Here is a 21642-nt window from a genome sequence, read left to right as displayed (position 1 = left end):
AATGACCCCGCACGGCGGGCCGGGCATGGCCGTGTGGCTCCTGCGTATACCAGTAGATACTGTTCGCACATGCCCGACTATCACGATGATCTCCGCCTCGGCCATGTCCTCGCGGACGCCGCCGACGCCGCCACCATGGAGCGGTTCAAGGCCCTCGACCTCAAGGTTGAGACCAAACCGGACATGACGCCGGTGAGCGAGGCGGACAAGTCCGCCGAGGAGCTGATCCGCGGCCAGCTCCAGCGGGCAAGGCCGCGCGATGCGGTGCTCGGCGAGGAATTCGGCAGCGAGGGCGCCGGACCGCGCCGCTGGATCATCGACCCGATCGACGGCACGAAGAACTACGTCCGCGGGGTGCCGGTCTGGGCCACGCTGATCGCCCTGATGGAGCGCGGCGAGGGCGGCGACCGCCCGGTGGTCGGCATCGTCTCCGCCCCGGCCCTCAACCGCCGCTGGTGGGCCGCCGAGGGTCTGGGGGCCTTCACGGGCCGCAGCCTGACCTCCGCCACCCGGCTGCGCGTCTCCCAGGTCGGCCGCATCCAGGACGCGTCGTTCGCGTACTCCTCGCTCACCGGCTGGGAGGAGCGCGGCCAGCTGCCCGGCTTCCTCGATCTGAGCCGGGACTGCTGGCGCACCCGGGCCTATGGCGATTTCTGGCCGTACATGATGGTCGCCGAGGGCTCGGTGGACATCTGCGCCGAGCCGGAGCTGTCGCTGTGGGACATGGCGGCCTGCGCGGTGGTCGTCCAGGAGGCGGGCGGCCGGTTCACCGGCCTGGACGGCAAGCCGGGCCCGCACAGCGGTAACGCCGCGGCATCGAACGGCCTGCTGCACGAGGATCTGCTGACTTATCTCGGCGACGCGCGCCACTGACCTGCGAAGGGGCGAGTTTTCGGACAGGCGTCCAATACTTGCCCCTTGAGGCACCTTGTTGTGTCGGCCCCGGCATGTGAACATGAGAATCCCCCACTTTGTGAACTTGTGAATCTCTTCGCAAGCACATTCACCAAGGAGGTGGCTCCACTCCATGCCCATGTTCGTCAAAGACGCCATGAGCACGGTGGTCCTCACCATCGGGCCCGCACACACCCTCCGCCAGGCCGCACAGCTGATGGCGGCCCGACGGGTCGGCGCGGCCGTCGTCCTCGACACCGACACCAGCGGCCTCGGCATCCTCACCGAGCGCGACATCCTCAATTCCCTCGGCGCGGGCGAGAATCCCGACCGGGAGACCGCCCAGACCCACACCACCTCGGACGTGGTCTTCGCCGCGCCGGACTGGACCCTCGACGACGCCGCGGCCGCGATGGTGCGCGGCGGCTTCCGCCATCTGATCGTGCTGGACGACCGCGAACCCGTCGGCATCGTCTCCGTACGCGACATCATGCGCTGCCGCACCGACGTGCTCGAGCGGGCCGGCGTCGTGCCCGCCTGAAGCTCGGGACCGGCACGCACGAAGAGGCCGGAGCCCCATGGCATCCGGCCTCTTCGGCTGTTACGGCAAGCGACGGCTGAGCAACCGGGTGGGAAGGCTCATTCAGCCGCGCAGGGCCTGGACCGCGGCTTCGAGCCGCTTGCCGTAGTCCGCGTCCGCCTTGCGGAAGTTCTCGATCGCGCGCTGCGCGATGTCATCGCGCGAGACCTGGGAGATGAAGCCCGCCAGGTTTCCGATCAGGCGCTCCTTCTCGTCCTCCGACATCAGGCGGTAGAGGTTGCCCGCCTGCACGAAGTCGTCGTCCTCGGTGTGCGAGGGCGCCACGTGCTCGCCGGTGGGGCCGTTCAGGGAGGCCGGCTGCCACAGCGGCTGACCGGTCTGGACCGGGCCGCCGAAGCTGTTGGGCTCGTAGTTCTTCTGGCCGGCGTGGCGGCCGTCGTAGAGCGCACCGTCCCGGCCGTGGCTGCGCGCCTCGGTGGCGTGCGGGCGGTTGACCGGCAGGTGGTCGGCGTTGATGCCGACGCGGTAGCGGTGGGCGTCGCCGTACGCGAAGAGGCGGCCCTGGAGCATCTTGTCGGGGGACGGGCCGATGCCCGGCACGAAGTGGTGCGGGGAGAAGATCGACTGCTCGACCTCGGCGAAGATGTTCTGCGGGTTGCGGTTGAGCTCCAGCTTGCCGATCTCGATCGGCGGGTAGTCCTCGTGCGGCCAGACCTTGGTCAGGTCGAACGGGTTGAAGCGGTAGTTGGCCGCCTCTTCCGCGGGCATGATCTGCACCTGCACGGTCCAGGTCGGGAAGTCGCCCCGCTCGATGGCCGTACGCAGGTCACGCTGGTGGCTGTCGGGGTCCTGGCCGGCCAGCACCGCGGCCTCTTCCGAGGTCAGGTTCTTGATGCCCTGGTCGGTCTTGAAGTGGTACTTGACCCAGAAGACCTCACCGGCGGCGTTGTTCCACTGGAAGGTGTGCGAGCCGTAGCCGTTGAGGTGGCGGTACGAGGCGGGGATGCCGCGGTCGCCGAACAGCCAGGTCACCTGGTGGGTGGACTCGGGCGACAGACCCCAGAAGTCCCAGACGTTGTCCGCCTCCTGCGAGCCGGTGTACGGGTCGCGCTTCTGGGTGTGGATGAAGTCGGGGAACTTGATGGCGTCCTTGATGAAGAACACCGGGGTGTTGTTGCCGACGAGGTCGTAGTTGCCCTCTTCGGTGTAGAACTTCAGCGCGAAGCCGCGGGGGTCGCGCACCGCGTCGGCCGCACCGAGGTTGCCCGCGACGGTGGAGAAGCGCAGGAAGGTCTCGGTCTGCTTGCCGACCTCGGAGAGGAAGTTGGCGCGGGTGTACTCGGTCACATCCGCGGTCACCGTGAAGGTGCCGTAGGCGCCGGCGCCGCGGGCGTGCACGATGCGCTCCGGGATGCGCTCGCGGTTGAAGTGGGCGAGCTTCTCGATCAGGAGCTGGTCCTGGATCAGGCCGGGTCCGCCGATGCCGGCCGTCTCGCTGTTCTGGTTGTCCCCGACCGGAGCCCCGGACTCCGTGGTCAGCGGTCCAGTGATGCTCTCTACCGACACGTGCGCCTCCTGAAGTGTTCTCCACCTGTCCCTTGGCTTGCGCCGATCCCGATCCTACATTGGACATTGTCTAAGTCAAGAAGTACCCGAAACTCGTACTCGATCCGGCGATGGACCGGCCACTGCTACCCTGGCTGTATCTGACTGATAGGTGATTGGCATGAGTGACCTGCTGGAACGGCTCCGCGGACGCGGCTGGCGGCTGACCGCGCAGCGACGCGTCGTCGCCGAGGTCCTCGACGGGGACCACGTCCACTACACCGCCGACGAAGTACATGCGCTCGCGACCGAGCGGCTCCCGGAGATCTCCCGCGCCACGGTCTACAACACGCTGGGCGAGCTGGTCTCGCTCGGCGAGGTGCTCGAGGTGAGCACCGACGGCCGGGCCAAGCGCTACGACCCGAACGCCCACCACGACCACCAGCACCTCGTCTGCTCGCAGTGCGGCACGATCCGCGACGTCCACCTCCAGGGCGACCCGCTCTCCGCCCTGCCCGAGCCCGAGCGCTACGGCTTCCAGGTCTCCGAGGTCACGGTGACCTACCGCGGCATCTGCCCCCACTGCAGCGCCCACCACTCCTGACCCTTCAGGGCGCCGGCCCCCGTCCGGGCCACCCCTGAGCCGTCACGCCGTACACCACTCCGAGCCCGCGCCGTCCACGGCAGCGGGCTCCTTCGCATGCCCGGACCCCCTCCGGCCGGCACCCGCGCCCGCGCGCATCGGGGCCCGCCCACCCTCTTGCCCGAATCTGACGACCCGTCATATCGTCGGCGGGCAGGCCACGCTTTTCGGCCATCGGGTCCCACCGGACCCGGCCCCGTATCCCCGCGCCCCCTTGTCCGCATCCGCACCCGCAAGGAGCACCCCGTGGGAGAGCCGCACCCGTCCCCGCCCACCGACAGATCCCCCCGTCCACCGGCCCTGCACGCCCGCGCCCTGGCCCGTTCCTTCGGCCGCGGCGGCAAGGCGCTGGCCGCGCTCGGCCCCGTGGACGTCGAGATCGCGCCCGGCGAATTCGTCTGCATCGTCGGCCCGTCCGGCTGCGGAAAATCGACCCTGCTGCGGATCGCGGCCGGCCTGCTGCGCCCCAGCGCGGGCGAGCTGGAGATCCGGGCGAGCGCCGACCGCCCGGCCGCGATGATCTTCCAGGACTACGGCATCTACGACTGGAAGACCGTGCTGGCCAATGTCCGCTTCGGCCTCGACATCCAGCGCGTGCCCCGCAAGGAAGCGGACGAACGGGCCCGCTCCTGGCTCGCCCGCATGGGGCTCGCCGACTTCGCGGGCGCCTACCCGGCCGCCCTCTCCGGAGGGATGCGCCAGCGCGTCGCCATCGCCCGCGCGCTCGCCGTCGAACCCGAAATCCTTTTGATGGACGAGCCGTTCGCGGCCCTGGACGCCCAGTTGCGCACCATCCTCCAGGACGAGCTGCTCGACCTCACCCAGACCACCCGCACCACCACCCTCTTCATCACCCACAGCCTCGAAGAGGCCCTCGTGCTCGGCGACCGGGTGCTGGTGATGTCCGCCCGGCCCGGCCGGATCATCGCCGAGCGCCGCCCGCCGTTCGCCCGCCCCCGCACCGGCGAGGTCCGCAGCGCCCCCGAATTCACCGCCCTGAAAGCGGAGTTGTGGCAGCTGCTGCGCGGCGAGGTCGACGGGCGGGACGCCGCCGCCAGGAAGGGGGCCGTGCCGGCATGACCACCGCGCCCCGCAAACCCGCCCCCGACCGCCTCCTGATCCGCCGCCCCGGCCCCCAGGAGCGGCACCCCGAACGCACCCACCGCCGCCGGCGCACCCTCGAACTCGCGCTGGCCGGCGCCGTCCCGCTCGCCCTCGTCCTGCTGTGGCAACTGGCCGCCGCCCAGGCCTGGATCGACGCCCGCGTCTACCCCGCACCGTCCACCATCCTGGCCGACGGCTGGCACCGCGCCCTGGCGGGCGAGCTGTGGCCGGACGTCCGGTCCACCCTCCAGCGCGTCCTGGCCGGCTACGCCATCGGCACCGTCAGCGGCTATCTGCTCGGCCTCCTGATGGGCTCCCTATCCCTCGTACGGGCCGCCCTGGAACCGCTCCTCGACGCGCTCTACGTCGTCCCCAAACTCGCCCTCCTGCCGGTCTTCCTCAACATGTTCGGCCTCGGCGAAGGTCCGCAGATCGCCCTCGTCGCCGCCACCGTCTTCTTCTTCGTATGGATCTCCACGATGGCGGCGGTGCTCGCCGTTCCCGCCGGACACCGCGACGCGGGGCAGGTCTTCGGCGCGAGCCCCTGGCAGATGTTCCGCCACGTCCTGCTGCCCGCCTCGCTGCCCGCCGTCCTGGTGGGCGCCCGGATCGCCGCGGGTGTGGCCGTCCTGGTGATCGTCGCCTCCGAACAGATCGCCGCCGCCGACGGTCTGGGCCATCTGATCTTCGATTCGCGCGCCCTGTTCCAGAACGACGTGATGTTCGTCGGCATCGTCTGCGTCGCCGTCCTGGGGGTGCTCTTCTCCGAACTGGTGCGGCTGGCCGGGCGCATCCTCACCCCGTGGGCCCCCCGCGACCGCGGCCGCGCCCAGAACTGACCCGGCAATTCCGAATCCCGCCGCACGGAGGCCCCATGCTGCGCTCCCGCACCACCACCCTCGCCGTGCTCCTCGCAGCGCTCGCCCTCAGCGCGGGCTGCACCGCCCAGCAGGACACCGGCACCCCCGCAAAGCCCCGCACCGTCAAGCCGGTTGCGGGCTGCGGCAAGGCCTCGTGGACCGACCCCGCCGACCGCTCCCCCGGCCGCACCCCGGCCCGCTGCGACAAGGGCGCCCCGGCCCCCAGGCCCCTCAAGAAGCACCGCACCGTCACGGTCGCCACCGGCACCCTCGCCGCCGAGTACGTCGCCCCGCTGCGACTGGCCATCGCCAAGGGCGAGTTCAAGAAGGAAGGCCTGGACGTCAGGCTCAAGGTGCTGCCCACCCCGGAAGCGCTGCCCCTGCTGGCCAAGGGCGATCTGGACGCCCTGTGGGCGGCCCCCGAGGCCGCCGTCGTCAACGGCATCAACGGCGGCTTCGACATCCGCTGGGTAGCCGGAAACTTCTCCCCCGCCCCGAAGTCCAGGAGCGGCCTGTGGGTGCGCCTGAAGAACGGCCAGAGCGCCTCCGCGGTCTCCCTCAAGGGTTCCAGGATGGGCACCATGATCGGCAAGGGTTCCGTGATCATGTACCCGATGGACGCCGCGTTCGCCGCCCACGGCGCCGACGCGAACTCCGTCGCCTTCCAGCAGCTCGGCTCCTCCGACGTACTGACCGCCCTCACCGGCGGCGGCGTGGACTGCGCCTGGCTGCTCGACCCGGTCTGGCGGCAGGTCGACGGCAACAAGAAGTACGCGTTCCTGGGCGGCCAGCCCCAGGGGGAGCCGCTCGGTGGCGCCCTCTACGGCTCGAACCTCCTCCAGCGCGACCCCGACGCGGGCGTGGCCTTCCTGCGCGCCTACATCCGTACCGTCAACACCTACTTCGCCGGGGACTACAAGGCGGACAAGGCCTTCACCGCCGAGCTGGCGAAGCTGCTCGGGGTGGATGCCGGGGTCCTGGCCTCGGTGCCGTCGCTCCGGATGGACTGGGAGATCCGCAAGGGCACCGCGGACCGGCTGCAAAGGGCGTACCGGGACGCGGGGGTCACCAAGGGGGCGCCGCTGCCGGAGAACAAGCTCGTCGACCGCTCGCTCTACGGGGAGGCGGTCGGCCACCGTCCGTGACTCCGGGCTCCGGGCTCCGGGCTACGGGCTACGGGCTACGGGCTACGGGCTACGAAGCGTGACCACCCGGAGCACGAACCCCGGAGCACGACAAAGGCCCGGATCCCTGAGGATCCGGGCCTTTGCCCTTCAGTAGCGGGGACAGGATTTGAACCTGCGACCTCTGGGTTATGAGCCCAGCGAGCTACCGAGCTGCTCCACCCCGCGTCGTTGTGTCTTTACTTTAACCCCAGCCCGACGACCAGCGCAAATCCCTTCCCCGTGGCCCAGGACCGGACCCCATGGGCAGCCCCCGGGGCCCGGTCCTGGGCCCCATGGGCTGCCGCTACGCGCTGAGCTCCTCCTGGAGCGCCGTGCGCAGCCGCGCCGCGCGCTCGGCCACCTCCGGCGGGCCCAGTTCGACGGCGCGCGCGCACCAGCTCTGCGCCTCGGCCAGCGCGCCGCGCCGGGCGGCGAGCAGCGCGAGGCGCAGCGCCGCGCGGCCGTGGCCGTCCTCGGCGGCCCGCTGCCACCACAGCGCGGCCTCGGGGAGGCTGCCCTCGCGGGCCAGCAGCAGCCCCAGGTTGAAGGCGCCGTTACGGCTGCCGGCCTCGGCCGCCGCGCGGTACCAGTTCGCGGCCTCCACCACATCGCCGCGGGCCGCCGCGAACATGCCGACCCGGACCTGGGCGCGGCGGTGCCCCTGCCGCGCGGCTCGCTCGTACCACTGGGTGCTCTCGTCGTCCGCGGTGCGATCGCTGTCCGCCAGCCCCTCGCCGGCCGCCGCGGCCCTGCGGTCCAGCAGGTCCGCGAGCCGGAAGGCCGCCTCCCGGCTGCCGCCGCCGGCCGCACAGCGCAGATTCCGCTCCGCGTCCTGAAGCTCGCCGTCGCGCAGCTGCACGATGGCGACCTGCAGCGCCGCCTCGGTGTGCCCGGCCGCCGCCGCCCGCTCGTACCAGACGTGCGCCGTCCGCTCCTCGCCCCGCCCGGCGAAGAGGATGCCGAGGTTGAACGCCGCGTCCACGCTGCCGGCCTCGGCCGCCTTGGAGAACCACGGCTCGGCGCCCGCCGCGTCGCCGCGCTGGAGCAGCAGGATGGCCAGTGCGTTGGCGGCCTCGCGGTGCCCGGCGTAGGCGGCGCGGCGGTACCACTGCTCGCCGCGGTCGGCCCGGTCCTGCGCGGCGCACAGCAGGCCGATGTTGTACGCGCCGTTGACGTCGCCGGCGTCCAGGGCGACGCGGTACCAGCGTTCGGCGGTGCCCAGTTCGCCGCGGTCGGCGTGCAGCGCGCCCAGTGCGTTGGCAGCGTTGCCATCGCCGTCCTGGGCGGCCCGTCGCCACCACTCGGCTGCGCTCTCCTCGTCCCCGGCGTCGCGCAGCAGGAAGCCCAGCGCGCAGGCGGCCCGCGCCTCGCCGTCCTTGGCGGCGGACAGGTACCAGCGACCCGCCTCCTGGATGTCCCCTCGGTCCTCCAGGAGCACGCCCAGCTGGAGCGCGGCCCGGCGGTGGCCGCGGGCGGCGGCCTGGCGGTACCACTGCTCGGCCTCGGCCTGCCGGGTCAGCTCCCCGTAGGCGGGCGCCGTACGGCGGTCGCCGTCGCGGCCGTCCTCGATGATCCGGGCGAGGCGGTAGGCGGCCTCGCGGTGGCCGCGCTCGGCGGCGGCGCGGAACCAGCGCTCGGCGCCGACGTCACCGCGGTGCTCGAGCAGGTCGGCGAGGGCGTACGCGCCCAGGCAGTGGCCGGATTCGGCGGACTGGCGCAGCCAGTACTCGGCGGCGGGCTCGTCGCCGCGCTCGCGGTAGTGCCGGCCGATGGCGTGGGCAGCCGCCGCGGAGCCGGCGACGGCGGCGATCCGCCACCAGCCGGCGGCCTCGTCGCCGTAGCCCCGCTGGTGGAGCAGTACGCCGAGGTTGTTGGCCGCGGCGCGGTCGCCGGCCGCGGCGGCGGAGCGCAGATGTGACTCGGCGCCGTCCAGGTCGCCGCGGCGCAGCAGCATCGCGCCCAGCGCGCTCATCGCGGCGGTGTCACCCGCCTCGGCGGCCCGCCGGTGGCCGGTCTCGGTGACCGCATCGGATGCTTCGGCGGCCTCCGCGGCCTCCATTGCGTCCATCGGCAGCTCGGATTCGCGCCCGTCGTCGGGCGCATGCACAAACCGGTCTGTCTCCAACAACCTTGCCTTGTCCCCCATAACAGCCATCGTCGCATCACCTGTAACCCGCGTACACCTGGTATACCGCAGCCAGTGAGGTCACTTCAGCGGTTTGTCGACTTCCCGACACGGCGACTTGTCAAACTCAAGCACACAGGTTCGCCACATCGGCAGTTCGACGCGGCCTTCACCAGCATCGGCCGAAATCACCTGCCACACACATGAAGAAGGCCCGGATCCTGAAAGATCCGGGCCTTCATCTTCAGTAGCGGGGACAGGATTTGAACCTGCGACCTCTGGGTTATGAGCCCAGCGAGCTACCGAGCTGCTCCACCCCGCGTCGTTGTGTCCTCACGCTATCACGATGCCGGGGAGAGCCCCGACCACGGATGCCGTGCGGCCGCCGGCAGGTTCACCGGCGGCCGCAGGCACCGCAGTTGACGCCGGGGCCGCTCAGCCGCCCGACGAGCCGCCGTCCTTGCCGGACGACTTCGCCTTCTCGGACGCCTTCGCCGCCCGGTCCAGCGCCGCCTTGAGCTTCTTCTTGGCCGCGTCGTATGCGCCCAAGTCCTTGCGCTCGAGGGCCTTCTCGCCCTCGTCGTAGGCCTTCTCGGCGTCGCTCAGCGCCTGCTGCACCGTCTGGTTGGACGGCGCCTGGCCCGTATCGCCGCCGCCCGGCGGCTTGGTGCCCGTACTCGGCGCCTTCTTGCCGAAGACGACATCCAGCGCGTCCTTGAGGGAGTCCTCCAGGACCGGCTTGCTGTCGCCGTAGCTGACCAACACCTTCTTCAGCAGCGGGTAGTTGGTACCGGCGCCGCGCAGATAGACCGGTTCGACGTAGAGCAGTCCGCCGTCCAGTGGCACGGTCAGCAGATTGCCGTACTCGATCTCCGAGTCGCCCTTCTTGAGGATGTTGAGCTCATTGGCGATCGTGGGATCGGAGTTGAACTTCGACTGCGCCAGCTGCGGACCGGGCACCGGGGTCTGTGCGGGCAGTTTCAGCAGTCTGATCTTGCCGTAGTCGCGGCTCGTGGCGTTGGCGTCGACGGCCATGAAGGCGCCCAGGTTGTCCTTCTTGTTGGGCGTGAACGTCGTCGTCAGCGAGAAGGCCTGCTGCTTCTGATCCGGCATCTTCATGCTCAGGTAGTACGGCGGCACGGAGTTGCCCGACTTGGTCGTCGGGTCGCTCGGCACCTGCCAGCGCTCCGAACCGGAGTAGAACGTGTTCGGGTCGGTGACGTGGTAGGTGGTCAGCAGCTGCCGCTGCACCTTGAACAGGTCCTGCGGATAGCGCAGATGAGCCTTCAGCTCGGGACTGATGGCGTCCTTCTTCGTGACCGTACCGGGGAACGACTTCATCCAGGTCTTGAGGACCGGGTCCTTGTCGTCCCACTGGTAGAGCTTGACCGAACCGTCGTAGGCATCGACCGTCGCCTTGACCGAATTGCGGATGTAGTTGACCTGGTTCTGCTGGGCCACCACCGTCCGCTGTCCGTCGGTGAGCGAATCGGCCGTGGTGTCCCCCAGCGTGGTGCGCGAGGCGTACGGATAGCCGTTGCTGGTGGTGTACGCGTCCACGATCCACTGGATCCGGCCGTTGATGACCGCCGGATAGGCATCGCCGTCGATGGTCAGCCAGGGCGCGACCGCCTCGACCCGTTCCTTGGGCGTGCGGTTGTACAGGATCCGCGAGCCGTCGCCGATCGCACCGGAGTAGAGGATCTGCGGCTCCCCGAACGCCACCGCGTACGCGGCGCGGTTGATCGGGTTGGACAGATTCACTCCGCTCTTGCCCGTGTAGCGATAGCTCTTCTCGCCGGTGTCGTCGGAATAGTCCAGCTCCTTCTGCGGACCGCCGACGATCGAATACTGCGAGGTCTTCTCGCCGTAGTACACCCGCTGCTGGTACTTGGGGAGCTGCCCCTTGGCCGGCAGGTCCGACTCGCTGTACTTCGGACCGCCGCCGTCGGCCGTCTCGGTCCCCTTCGCGGCGACCGCGCCATAGCCGTGGGTGTACTTGAAGTGGTCGTTGATCCAGTTGTGGTCCGAGATGCCGGCGACGTTCAGCTCACGCAGACCGATGACGGTGTCCTGCTCGGCGCCGTCCTTGTCCTTGTACCGGTCGACGTCAAGGGTGGAGGGGAACTGGTAGTACGCCCGCACCTGCTGCTGTTGCTGGAACGCCGGCGAGACCACGTTCGGGTCGAGCAGCCGCATGCTGGCCGTGGTGTCGGCCGCGTCCCGCAGCCGCTGCCTGTCCTGCTCGTCCGCGGGCTTGTAGTCGCCCTTGTACGGCGTGACCTCGGAGTTCTGGATGTCGTACGCGTCCCGGGTCGCCTTGATGTTCTGCTTGATGTACGGCGCTTCCTTGCTCGCCTCGTTCGGCTGGACCTGGAACTTCTGCACGATCGCCGGATACAGCCCGCCGATCAGGACCGCCGAGAGCACCATCAGCCCGAAGCCGATCACCGGGAGCTGCCAGGTGCGGCGCCAGAGCGTGGCGAAGAACAGCACCGCGCAGATCGCCGCAATGAAGAACAGGATGGTCTTCGCGGGGAGATAGGCGTGCGCGTCGACATAGCGCAGCCCGGTCCAGTTGTCCGCCGACTTCAGGCCGCTGGACTTCACCGCCAGGCCGTACCGGTCCAGCCAGTACGCGATGGCCTTGAGCGAGACGAAAATACCCAGCAGCACCGACAGATGGCCGGTCGCCGCGGCCGTCGCCCGGGAGCCGGGGCTGGTCACCCGCAGCCCGCCGTACAGGTAGTGCGTCAGCGCCGCGGCCACCAGGCACAGCACCGCACAGGCGAAGCCGAAGCTCAGCAGAAAGCGGTACCAGGGCAGATCGAAGGCATAGAACGCGACGTCCTTGCCGAACTGCGGGTCCTTTTGCCCGAATTGCACGCCATTGACCCATTGCAGCCAGGTGCGCCATTCACCGGACGCGGAGGCGCCCGCGATCAGCCCGACCACCGCGGTGATCGCGATCAGCGCCCATTTCTTGAACGGGGCGATGCCCATCCGGTAGCGGTCCAGGCTCTGCTGCTCCATGGACATCGCGCTCAGCGGCGGCCGCAGCCGGTGCGCCAGCCAGATGTTGAGGCCGACGGCCACCGCCATCACGGCGCCGAAGGCGAAGAACAGACCGATCTTGGTCCACAGGGTCGTGGTGAAGACCGAGGAGTAGTTGACCGAGCGGTACCAGAGCCAGTCGGTCCAGAACCCCGAGAACATCACGAAGAGCATGGCCAGCACGGCCAGTACGCCCAGCGTCATGAGCAGGGTCCTCGCCCGCCGGGACGGTCGGCCGACTCTGATCCGTGGCCCGGAAGGTCCTGAGCCGCGGTCCGGCATCTGGAAAGCCAAGGTGCGCACCTCGAAGTTCGCTGTTGTGTGGAACAGGCCCGGCGATAGTAGGACCCAGTGATGCAACTTACGAAGGCTTTACTCGGTTCCCGATTTCCGGGACGGACAAGGCACGATGTTGGGCATGAGCAACCTCCCCGTTGACGGCACCCCCCTCGCCGCCGACCCACTGACCCGCGCGGTACTCGAGATCGACGAGTACGCCGCCGGGCTCGGCTGGGACCAGCCCGCCCGACTGTTCGCCCTCGTCGACACCGCCAAGCTGCGCGATCAGGAGCCCTCGCTCGCCGCGCAGCTCGGCATCGACGACTCCACCACCGCTTCCCTGACCCCCGTCGAGCAGGACGAGATCCCGGCCGGCGCCCCGCTGGACGAGTTCCTCGCCACCATCGCCTGGCCGGACGCCGTCGCCGGCTGCGCGCTGACCGTGGAGCGGCTGATGCTGCCGCCGTCCGCCGAGGACTCCGTGCCCAAGGGCATGGACGAGGCGCAGCTCGCCAAGTGGGTCGCCGACCACCCGGACCGTCAGGAGGTCCGTATGACGGTGGCCGTACTGCGCGACGGCGCGCGCGAATCGGCGCTGCGGCTGCGCGAGAAGGACTCCACGTCCGAGGTCCTCACCGGCTCCGCTCTGGTGCCGGGCCTCGCGGAGGCGCTGGCCGCGACCTTCGAGGCGTAGGACGGGCCGTCGGCCCGTCCCCGACGCCCTCCCCTACGACCGGCCTGCCGGGCTGCAGCTCGGCAGGCCGGCGGTGTCGTCCTTACGGATCTTCTCCAGTGCCTTGACGGCGTCGCCTATGGTGCCGACCTTCACCAGGGTCAGGCCCTTGGGGGTGTCCTTGACGGCAGCCGCGCAGTTTTCCTTCGGCGTCAGGAAGAACTGCGCGCCCTTGTTCCGGGCACCGACCGTCTTCATCGAGATGCCACCGATCGGGCCGACCTTCCCCTTGTCGTCGATGGTGCCCGTGCCGGCCACGAACTTGCCGCCGGTCATGCTGCCGGGCGTCAGCTTGTCGACGATGCCGAGCGCGAACATCAGCCCGGCGCTGGGCCCGCCCACATCGGCCAGCTTGACGTCGATGGGGAACGGGAAGATGTGGTCCACGCCGGCCTGGATGCCCACCACGGCACGGCCGTCCTGCGCCTTGGTCGTGGTGATGGTGACCTGCCGCTGCCCGGCCCCGGGCTTGTGGCCCTTTTTCTCCGCCGCGGCCGCCACCTTGGCGGGGATGATCGTGAAGACGGTCTTCTCGCCGGGCTTGTGCCGGGTGACGAACTTGGCGACGTCCCCGGTCTCCTTGACCTTCGTGCCGTCCACCGCCGTGATCACATCGCCCGCGTGCAGCCGCCCGTCGGCCGGCTTGTCCTTCATGACGGACGCGACCACCGTCTGCGCCGCCACCGGGATGTGCAGCTGCTGGAGCGCCGCGACCTTGGCGCTCTCCTGGGACTGGGTGAACTCCTCGGCGTTCTCCTGGTCGGCCTGCTCGGCCGTCTGCCCCTCGGGGTAGAGCGTCTTGTGCGGCACCACGGCGCTGTCGTGGTCCAGCCAGCCGACGAGCGCGTAGAAGACATTCATGCTGTAGTCGGGGCCGGTGACCCGGACCGTGGTCATGTTGAGATGACCGGTCGGCTGATACGTCTTGTGCCCGGAGATCTGCAGCACCGGCGCGCCTTCGTGATCGCCGAGGGTGTTCACCGTCGGCCCCGGTGACATCTCCGAGTACGGCGCCGGGATCAGCACCGCCGTGCAGAGCAGCGCGATCAGCATCAGGGTCGAGGCGAGCAGCGTCGCGGTGCGGCGTGGCATGGAACGACAGTACGGGACGGGTATGACAACCGGCCCGCGGGGCCGTCCGTACGGGAACGGGGAGCTACGGCCGTTGCTCACGCATATGCCGGGAGCGGTCAGGCGGGATCGGAAGCGGAATGCTCCCGCTCCATCGCCTCGCGGAACCGGGCGTAGCCCGCGAGCTCCTCGCCGTCCCCGGCCTTACGGCTGCGTTGGGTCCAGGTACTCCACACCGTGGCGACAAGCGCAGCCATAACCGGAACCAGCAACCACAGGAGCGCACCCACAGCGACCTCCCAACCCCTTGCACGACCGCAATCGACGATTAGCAGATTAACCATCCGATGGGTCAACGCTTACGCCAGGGGGCGGGTTACGCAACCGGAGCAATGGCGGCCGGCGCCCCCGCTAAACCCCTACCCACTCCTCTGCACCATCACTGAACGTCTGGTGCTTCCAGATGGGAACCTGGTGTTTGAGGTCGTCGATCAGCATGCGACACGCCTCGAACGCCTCGCCCCGGTGCGGGCACGAGACCGCCACGACGACCGCCAGATCGCCGATGGCCAGTTCACCCACTCGGTGTACTGCGGCCAGCGCCCGGACGGGGTACTCCGCGACCACCTTCTCGGCGATCCGGCGGATCTCCGCCTCGGCGGAGGGGTGCGCAGAGTAGCCGAGCCCGTCGACGTCCGCACCGCCGTCGTGCGAACGGACCGTGCCGACGAACAGCGCCGTACCGCCCGCCGCGGCGTCCCCGACGGCCGCGAAGACCTCGTCCACGGAGAGCGCGGTGTCGCGGACCGCGATGAGCCTGATCGGGTCCGCGGCCGCCTGCTCACCGGGGTGGTCGCGGTCAGGGCGTGAGGTATCGGCTGACATGCTCCCCATCGTGCCGTACCGGGGGCGCGCTGGGGAATGGCCGATTCCACCGGGCGTCCGGGACACCGTATGGAGGCTCATACAGCCCGCGGGCCCCCGCCTCAGAGGCGTCGCCGGGCCTTCCGGGCGCGGCGGACCAGGGCGGCGGTGCCCAGGAGGGCGACGGTGGCACCGGCCGCACCGGCGGCGGTGGCGTCCTTGCGGCCCAGGCGGCGGCCGGCGACGGTGTGCCGTCCGGAGACCTCCTCCAGGAGCTCGGCCAGCACCTCCTCGTTCGTCCACTTCGGCCGCCAGCCCGCCTCGTGCAGGCGGCTGCCGCTGACCACCCAGGGGTGCATCGTGTACGCGAGGTCCCCGGCGGGCGACGGGGTCAGCCCGATGCGGTGCAGCCGGGCGGCGGCCCCCAGGGCGACCGAGGAGGGCAGTTCCATCCGTCTGATTCCGGACAGTTCCTCGACCTCCTCCTGTTCCAGCCAGCCGTCGCAGCCCACCGCCAGCTCGCCGTCGACCTTCTCCAGGGCGGCGTATTCCAGGGCGCTGACCAGGTCCTCGACGTGGCAGAACTGCCAGGCGGGCCGGGAGCCGGCGACGACCAGGAGGCGGGGCGACTCGAAATAGCGGGTCAGGGCGGTGTCGGTGCCGCCCACCAGGACGGCGGGGCGCAGGACGGTGACGTTCAGGCCGGGGTGGGCGCGGGGCGCCCGGTGGGCCAGGTGCTCGATCTCCAGGAGGTCGCCGACGCCGGTGGCGTCCGCGGTGGCGCGCAGCTCGGCGTCCTCCGCCAGCGGAACATCGTTGTCGGGCAGCGCGCCGTAGACCATGGCGGAGGTGCACAGCACCACGCGGTGCACACCGGCCGCCGCGGCGGCGGTCAGGACGGTCTGGGTGCCGCGCACGTTGTAGGCGGTGCGGGCGGCGGCGTCGGTCTCCAGGTCGAGATCGAGCGCCAGGTGGACGACGACATCGGCGCCGCGCAGTTTGTCGGCAATGGCCGGGTCGCGGACGTCCAGGACGTGCCAGTGCGCCTCGGCGACCTCGCCGCGGCGCTCGTCGATGGCCACGACCTGTTTGATCTCGTCGGATGCCACCAGGGCGCGGGTGAGCAGCGCGCCGACGCCGGAGGCGGCTCCGGTGACGGCCACGACGGGCCGGCGCAGCGGCCGGTCGACGGCGCCGCCGGTGCCGTTGCCTGCCGGCTCGGGCTTGGCCGCAGCGTTTCGCGCTGCGCGAACGGTCGGATCTGGGGAACTCACCGGGCGTCTCCAGCGGTTGAATTCAGTACGCACGCGAGATGACGCGTACGTACCAGGTGCCGTCCATCCTGCCGCAGGCACCGCCCCGGCGAAGCACCGAGCCCCGAAGCGGGCGGGGTGTCTACGCTGGAGGTGATGTCGGGCAGCCGCCGTCGGCCCCTGCCGATGGCCCTACGAGCCGAGGAAACCCGTGAGTGACACCCCATTTGGATTCGGCCTTCCGCCGGAGGAGCCGGAGGACGGCGACAACGGCAAGAAGAAGGGCGGCCAGGGAGGTAGCCAGGGCCCAGCGGACCCCTTCGGGTTCGGCGGCGGGAGCGGCGGCGCGGACAATCCGTTCGCGGCGCTCTTCGGCGGCATGGGCGGCCCCGGCGGCGAAATGAACCCTGGCGACCTGGGAGCCGCCTTCCAGAAGCTCGGCCAGATGCTCTCGTACGAGGGCGGCCCGGTGAACTGGGACATGGCCAAGGACATCGCGCGGCAGACCGTCGCGCAGGGCGCCGAGGACGGCAGCAAGGACGCGAGCCTGTCGCCGGGCGAGCGGTCGGCGGTCGAGGAGGCCGTGCGGCTGGCGGACCTGTGGCTGGACGGCGTGACGTCGCTGCCGTCGGGCTCCGGTTCGGTGGTGGCCTGGAGCCGCGCCGAGTGGGTCGAGGAGACCCTGCCGGTGTGGAAGGACCTGGTCAATCCGCTCGCCGAGCGCGTCGGGTCGGCGATGGGCGATGTGCTGCCCGGGGAGATGCAGGCCATGGCGGGCCCGCTGCTCGGGATGATGCGTTCCATGGGCGGCGCGATGTTCGGCACCCAGATCGGGCAGGCGCTGGGCGTGCTGGCCGGTGAGGTCGTCGGCTCGACGGACATCGGGCTGCCGCTGGGTCCGGCCGGCAAGGCCGCGCTGCTGCCGGGGAACATCTCCGCGTTCGGTTCGGGCCTGGGCGTGCCGGAGGAGGAGGTGCGGCTGTATCTGGCCCTGCGGGAGGCCGCCCATCAGCGGCTCTTCGCGCATGTGCCGTGGCTGCGCTCGCATCTGTTCGGTGCCGTCGAGGGCTACGCCCGCGGCATCAAGGTCGATACGACCAAGCTGGAGGACGTCGTCGGGCAGATCGACCCGCAGCATCCCGAGGAGCTGCAGAACGCCCTCCAGCAGGGCATGTTCCAGCCCGAGGACACCCCGGAGCAGAAGGCGGCGCTGGCCCGTCTGGAGACGGCGCTGGCGCTCGTCGAGGGCTGGGTGGACGCGGTGGTGCACGCCGCCGCCAAGCCGCATCTGCCGTCGGCGGACAAGCTGCGGGAGACGCTGCGGCGCCGCCGGGCGAGCGGCGGACCGGCCGAGCAGACGTTCTCCACCCTGATCGGTCTCCAGCTGCGTCCGCGGCGGCTGCGGGACGCCTCGCGGCTGTGGGCGTCGCTCACGGACGCCCGGGGCCTGGAGGGCCGCGACGGCCTGTGGGCGCATCCGGACATGCTGCCGACGGCGGCCGACCTGGACGACCCGGACGGCTTTGTCCACCACGAGCAGCTGGACTTCTCCGAGCTCGACAAGATGCTCGGCGAAGCGGCGCGCGGCGGCAAGCCGGATCTGTCCAAGCCCGCAGGGGACGCCAAGGACGCCGACGGCCCGGACCGGGCGTCCGACGACGGCAGCGCCTCCGACGAGGGCAAGGGTGACGACGGCCGGTGAGTCTGCGTGAGGACGCGGCGCGGGTGCTCAAGGAGTGGCCCGCGCCGTCGGACGACCAGGAGCGGCTGCGGCTGGCGTATCTCGACCATCTCGCCGCCCACCAGGACGGCATGTGGAAGCCGTGCAAGGACGGCCATGTCACGGCGAGCGCCCTGGTGGTCGACCCGGCCGGCGGCCGGGTGCTGCTCACCCTGCACCGCAAGCTGGAGATGTGGCTCCAGATGGGCGGGCACTGCGAGCCGGGGGACGCGACATTGGCGGACGCGGCGCTGCGGGAGGCCCGGGAAGAGTCCGGGATCGCCCAGGGGCTCACCCTGCTGCCCGGCGGGCCGGTGCGGCTGGACCGTCATCACACGCCCTGCGCCTGGCATTTGGACGTCCAGTACGCCGCGCTGGCCCCCGAGGGCGCCGAGGCGGCGATCAGCGACGAGTCGCTGGACCTGCGCTGGTTCGCGTACGACGACGTGGCCTCCGTCGCCGATGCGTCGGTGGTGCGCCTGGTGGAGCGCACCCGCGCGCTGCTTCAGCGGTCCGCTTGAGGATGCGTCCGGCGCCCGTCCCCTCCATGGGGCGGGCGCCGGATTCACTGGCGCGGTGCGTCAGTTGGTGAAGATGTTGCCCTGGTTGGCTCCGTGGGCGCCGTGCTGGCCCATGCCGAACTGGGCGGCCATCCCGGACCCGATCACGGCGTTCTGCGGCGGCAGCAGCTCGCTGGGCTGCACCAGCGCATAGCCCTGCCCGAGGAAGCTGAGCTCCCAGCCCTCGCCGGTGTTGCCGCGCCGCCGCCACACCCCGGAGGAGTGCGTCTGCGCCTGCATCTGCACCCGCAGCGACTTGGACCAGGCGACGACCGCGTCGGCGTCGGCATTGACGTACTTCTCGGGCGTGACCTGCAGCATCAGCGGCTGGCCCGAGGTCATCAGCACGACCTTGCCCTGCCCGGAGATGTTGAGCTGGTACTTGCCGGTGCCGGAGATGCCGTACTGGCTGTCGACGGAGACGACGTCCCAGTGGAGGGCGGAGTCGAGCGCCAGGACATAGCTGCTGTCGACGGTCAGGCCCTGGTGGTCGACGTCGACGACATGGATGTACTGGGCGAGGTTGGCCAGATAGACCGTGCCCTGCCCGGAGACCCGCATCAGGTCCAGGCCCTCGCCGGAGACCGCGCGGGCGTGGTGCTGGCCCTGGGTCTGGTAGTTGCCCTCGAATTCGAGCAGGCCCTGGTAGGCGACCATGCTGCCCTTACGGGCGAGGAGGTCCTCGTGGCCGGTCAGGGCGACCCGCAGCAACTGATCGTTCTGCAGGGCGTAGCGGTCCTGGGTCTGTGTCTCGGTGAAGGCGAAAAGCGGACTCTGCATGGCGTGTTCGGTCCTCCCCCTCAGCCCCGGGCCCGGAGCCGGTCGGTGCTGTCCTCGCTGGGCTGGACGACGACGAAACCCTGGCCGGAGAAGCCCATTTGGTATGCCTCGCCGCTGCCGCGTCCGATCATCGAGGACGCCTTGAAGCTGCGCTTGCCCTTCATCTTGAGGTTGGTCGACCAGGCGACCAGCGCGTCCGGGTCCACATAGGTCTCGTCCTCGCCGCGGCCGCAGTCGACGACTATGGGCGTGCCCCTGGAGGTCAGTGCGACCCAGCCGGTGCCGGCGATGCCGACGTTGAAGAGCCCCTGGCCGGCGAACTTCGCCATGCCCTTGACGCGCTGCACGCCCCACTGGAGGTGGGCGTCGAAGGCGAGGATGTTGGTGCCGTTGACGGAGAGCGCATCGTCGTTGAGGTTGATGCAGACCACGTCGGCGCCGTAGTCGGCGAGGAAGAGCAGGCCGTCACCGGAGCACTTCATCAGCGGGGCGCCCTCGCCGGTGAGCCACTGGGAGGCCATCTGGCGTACGGCGGGTGGGTTGGGCTCGTACTGGACGAAGCCTTCGTAGGCGACCATCGAGCCGGTGCGTGCGAAGACGTCCTGGCCGCTCTGCATGGCGATCTTCACCATGGCGCTGCCGTGGTTCTCCATGCGGGCGGCGGGCGGGGTCGGGACGTAGCCCGACAGCTGCTGCTGGGTCATGATTGCGGGCTCCCTCAGACCTCGTAGGGCTGGACGACGATGAAGTTGCCGGGCGCGCCGCGGAACTGGAGGTTCACGCTCTCGCCGGAGTGGCCCGGATAGGCCTGCCGGCGCACGCTCACCTGGCTGGAGATGATCACCTGGGAGGCGGCGGACCAGGCCACGATGGCGTTGGCGTCGGCGAAGGTGGTCGGGGTGACCGGCAGCACGACGGGCGTGCCCTGGGTCTTGACGACGATCGTGCCGGTCCCCTGGAACTGCATGGTGAACAGGGCGCCACCGGGGATGCCGTGGCCCTCGATGCGGCGGACCTCGTGCTGGAGGGTCTCGTCGAAGGCGAGCACGCTCTCTGCGGAGACGCAGATGGCGTCGCCCTGCAGCTCGATGGGGTGGACATGGGCGCTGTTCTCCGCGAAGAACACCTGGCCCTGGCCGGTGCAGCGCATCAGCTGCATCTCCTGGCCGGTGGCGTTGCCGGTGATCCGGCCGCGGAAGCCGGCGCCCTTGTAGCCGAAGTCGACCTTGCCCTGGTAGAGCACCATGCTGCCCTGCTTGGCGAGCACCGGCTGTCCGTCGACGCCGAGGTCGACGCGGATCAGCTTGGCGTTCTGCGGGGTCCAGCGCTGGCCGGTGGGCGCTTCCTTGTACTTGTCCAGGACGACGCCGAGGCCGGGGCCGCCGCCCTGGGGGGCAGCCGGGGCCTGGCCCGGATACGGCTGTCCGGGCTGACCGTACGGGGCGGGCTGGCCGGGGAACTGGCCGGGCTGGCCGTACGGATCCTGTCCGGGCGCCGGCTGGCCGTACGGGGGTGCCTGCGGGGCCTGCTGGCCGGGATAGCCGCCGGGCGCGGGCTGACCGTACGGTGCGGGCTGGCCGTAGGGCGCGGGCTGCTGCTGTCCGGGCGGGCCGGGCACACCGGGCGGCGGCGGAACCTGGCCACCGGGCGGGACCATGGGGGCGGCGATCGTCGGAGCGTTGTGCACCTGAGGGGCGACGGGCGCCTGGGGCTGCTGGTGCTGCGGCTGCTGCGGGGCCGCCGGGGGCGCGCCCTGGGGCGGGCCGAAGTCGGGCGCGGGCTGCTGCGGCGGTACGGGTGCGGCGGGGGCCGCGAAGGACGGCGCGGGCGCGGGAGCCCCACCGGCCGGCGGCGCGAAACCGGGCGCGCCCTGGGCCGCGGCGGGCGGTGCGGGCGCCGCCTCCGCCTCTTCGGCGACCTCGCCGCCGAAGTTCTTCAGCAGCGCCTCCAGGCCGCCGTCGAATCCCTGGCCGACCGCGGCGAACCGCCAGACGTCCTTGAGGTAGAAGTCACCGAGCATGACGGCGCGTTCGGTGCTGAACTCGCTGCCGTCGAAGGAGTAGCGGGCGACTTCCTCGCCGCCGGCCACGATCCGGAGGTAGCCGGGGCCGATCCCGGAGACCTGGCCCGCGCCGTCGAGCGCCGCCGTGAAGGACAGCTTCTGGATGTGCGGCGGGATCTTGTCGAGGGTGACGCGGAAGGACTCGGCGTCGCCGGCCTGCGCGCCGAGCAGCTGGATGGACTCCTCGGGCGACTTGGGCTGGTTGAAGAAGATGAAGTAACGGTCGTCCGACAGCCGCTCGCCGGCATCCAGACCGAAACAGCTGATGTCGAAGGTCAGGCCGGGTCCACCGATCTGCACACCGACGTACAGATCCGTTCCCGCCGTCAGATCACTGATCTTGGCCTTGTGGCCCCGCTGGAATTCCCTGGCCATACGCTACGACCGT

General features: G+C 70.6%; 19 protein-coding genes and 2 tRNA genes. 9 read left to right on the top strand and 12 right to left on the bottom strand.

Going from position 1 to position 21642, the window contains the following annotated elements; translation table 11 throughout:
* Positions 1-69 precede the first annotated feature (69 nt).
* Both hisN and ACIRPT_RS18170 read left to right on the top strand, forming a co-directional pair.
* Entirely contained in the window at positions 70-873 is an 804-nt protein-coding gene (gene hisN, locus ACIRPT_RS18175; RefSeq protein ID WP_403501258.1) for a histidinol-phosphatase, read from the top strand.
* Between the two features lie 160 nt (positions 874-1033).
* Complete coding sequence (locus ACIRPT_RS18170; RefSeq protein WP_400068766.1) at positions 1034-1435, top strand: cyclic nucleotide-binding/CBS domain-containing protein; 402 nt, start codon at positions 1034-1036, stop codon at positions 1433-1435.
* 102 nt (positions 1436-1537) lie between these two features.
* Here the strand turns inward: ACIRPT_RS18170 and ACIRPT_RS18165 are convergent, their stop codons facing one another.
* Positions 1538-3001, bottom strand: a complete 1464-nt coding sequence (locus tag ACIRPT_RS18165; protein ID WP_403828111.1) for a catalase — start codon at positions 2999-3001, stop codon at positions 1538-1540.
* 160 nt (positions 3002-3161) lie between these two features.
* On the opposite strand from ACIRPT_RS18165, the gene ACIRPT_RS18160 reads away from it, so the two are divergent.
* From ACIRPT_RS18160 to ACIRPT_RS18145, 4 genes are all read left to right on the top strand, one after another.
* Entirely contained in the window at positions 3162-3584 is a 423-nt protein-coding gene (locus ACIRPT_RS18160) for a Fur family transcriptional regulator (protein WP_403501253.1), read from the top strand.
* A gap of 285 nt (positions 3585-3869) precedes the next feature.
* Positions 3870-4703: an ABC transporter ATP-binding protein gene (locus ACIRPT_RS18155; RefSeq protein ID WP_403501251.1), complete on the top strand. Its 834-nt coding sequence runs from the start codon at positions 3870-3872 to the stop codon at positions 4701-4703.
* A complete protein-coding gene (locus ACIRPT_RS18150) occupies positions 4700-5566 on the top strand; it encodes an ABC transporter permease (RefSeq protein WP_403828108.1) in 867 nt (288 codons plus the stop codon). The genes ACIRPT_RS18155 and ACIRPT_RS18150 overlap by 4 nt, the downstream gene beginning before the upstream one ends.
* A gap of 38 nt (positions 5567-5604) precedes the next feature.
* On the top strand, positions 5605-6732 hold the full coding sequence (locus tag ACIRPT_RS18145; protein WP_403828627.1) for an ABC transporter substrate-binding protein: 1128 nt from the start codon (positions 5605-5607) through the stop codon (positions 6730-6732).
* A 133-nt stretch (positions 6733-6865) separates the two neighbouring features.
* Here ACIRPT_RS18145 and ACIRPT_RS18140 read toward each other — a convergent pair.
* The 4 genes from ACIRPT_RS18140 to ACIRPT_RS18125 all read right to left on the bottom strand — a co-directional run bounded on the left by ACIRPT_RS18140 (position 6866) and on the right by ACIRPT_RS18125 (position 12214).
* Positions 6866-6939, bottom strand: a tRNA-Met gene (locus ACIRPT_RS18140).
* A gap of 118 nt (positions 6940-7057) precedes the next feature.
* Positions 7058-8908, bottom strand: a complete 1851-nt coding sequence (locus ACIRPT_RS18135) for a sel1 repeat family protein (protein ID WP_403828106.1) — start codon at positions 8906-8908, stop codon at positions 7058-7060.
* Positions 8909-9126: 218 nt separating this feature from the next.
* A tRNA-Met gene (locus ACIRPT_RS18130) sits at positions 9127-9200 on the bottom strand.
* Between the two features lie 113 nt (positions 9201-9313).
* Positions 9314-12214 carry a UPF0182 family protein gene (locus ACIRPT_RS18125; protein ID WP_403828625.1) on the bottom strand — a complete coding sequence of 967 codons (2901 nt, stop codon included), beginning with the start codon at positions 12212-12214 and terminating at the stop codon, positions 9314-9316.
* Positions 12215-12350: 136 nt separating this feature from the next.
* Between ACIRPT_RS18125 and ACIRPT_RS18120 the strand changes: the two genes are divergently transcribed.
* On the top strand, positions 12351-12905 hold the full coding sequence (locus ACIRPT_RS18120) for a PPA1309 family protein (protein WP_403828104.1): 555 nt from the start codon (positions 12351-12353) through the stop codon (positions 12903-12905).
* A 33-nt stretch (positions 12906-12938) separates the two neighbouring features.
* On the opposite strand, the gene ACIRPT_RS18115 is transcribed toward ACIRPT_RS18120, so the two are convergent.
* The 4 genes from ACIRPT_RS18115 to ACIRPT_RS18100 all read right to left on the bottom strand — a co-directional run bounded on the left by ACIRPT_RS18115 (position 12939) and on the right by ACIRPT_RS18100 (position 16153).
* The gene (locus ACIRPT_RS18115; protein ID WP_403828102.1) at positions 12939-14036 is read right to left on the bottom strand and encodes a PDZ domain-containing protein; all 1098 of its coding nucleotides are present in this window, start codon (positions 14034-14036) and stop codon (positions 12939-12941) included.
* Positions 14037-14134: 98 nt separating this feature from the next.
* Positions 14135-14272: a hypothetical protein gene (locus ACIRPT_RS18110; RefSeq protein ID WP_403828100.1), complete on the bottom strand. Its 138-nt coding sequence runs from the start codon at positions 14270-14272 to the stop codon at positions 14135-14137.
* A gap of 154 nt (positions 14273-14426) precedes the next feature.
* Entirely contained in the window at positions 14427-14900 is a 474-nt protein-coding gene (locus ACIRPT_RS18105) for a molybdenum cofactor biosynthesis protein MoaE (RefSeq protein WP_403828098.1), read from the bottom strand.
* Between the two features lie 101 nt (positions 14901-15001).
* Positions 15002-16153, bottom strand: coding sequence for an SDR family oxidoreductase (locus tag ACIRPT_RS18100; RefSeq protein WP_403501234.1), 1152 nt, complete (start codon positions 16151-16153; stop codon positions 15002-15004).
* 190 nt (positions 16154-16343) lie between these two features.
* Between ACIRPT_RS18100 and ACIRPT_RS18095 the strand changes: the two genes are divergently transcribed.
* Both ACIRPT_RS18095 and ACIRPT_RS18090 read left to right on the top strand, forming a co-directional pair.
* Entirely contained in the window at positions 16344-17834 is a 1491-nt protein-coding gene (locus tag ACIRPT_RS18095) for a zinc-dependent metalloprotease (RefSeq protein WP_403501231.1), read from the top strand.
* Positions 17831-18373 carry an NUDIX hydrolase gene (locus ACIRPT_RS18090; protein WP_403828095.1) on the top strand — a complete coding sequence of 181 codons (543 nt, stop codon included), beginning with the start codon at positions 17831-17833 and terminating at the stop codon, positions 18371-18373. Before ACIRPT_RS18095 ends, ACIRPT_RS18090 begins: the two co-directional genes overlap by 4 nt.
* A gap of 60 nt (positions 18374-18433) precedes the next feature.
* Here the strand turns inward: ACIRPT_RS18090 and ACIRPT_RS18085 are convergent, their stop codons facing one another.
* Genes ACIRPT_RS18085 through ACIRPT_RS18075 form a run of 3 tightly spaced genes read right to left on the bottom strand, consistent with a single transcriptional unit; the run spans position 18434 to position 21629 of the window.
* The gene (locus tag ACIRPT_RS18085) at positions 18434-19192 is read right to left on the bottom strand and encodes an AIM24 family protein (protein WP_403501225.1); all 759 of its coding nucleotides are present in this window, start codon (positions 19190-19192) and stop codon (positions 18434-18436) included.
* Between the two features lie 20 nt (positions 19193-19212).
* Entirely contained in the window at positions 19213-19896 is a 684-nt protein-coding gene (locus ACIRPT_RS18080) for an AIM24 family protein (RefSeq protein WP_403828093.1), read from the bottom strand.
* A gap of 14 nt (positions 19897-19910) precedes the next feature.
* The gene (locus tag ACIRPT_RS18075) at positions 19911-21629 is read right to left on the bottom strand and encodes a TerD family protein (protein ID WP_403828091.1); all 1719 of its coding nucleotides are present in this window, start codon (positions 21627-21629) and stop codon (positions 19911-19913) included.
* Positions 21630-21642: the final 13 nt, after the last annotated feature.

Origin of the sequence: Streptomyces sp. NPDC101227 (assembly GCF_044767545.1) — a bacterium.
In the GTDB taxonomy this organism is placed as follows: domain Bacteria; phylum Actinomycetota; class Actinomycetes; order Streptomycetales; family Streptomycetaceae; genus Streptomyces.
Note: the sequence above shows the minus strand (reverse complement) of the source record. Positions and strands in the feature narration are given on the sequence as shown.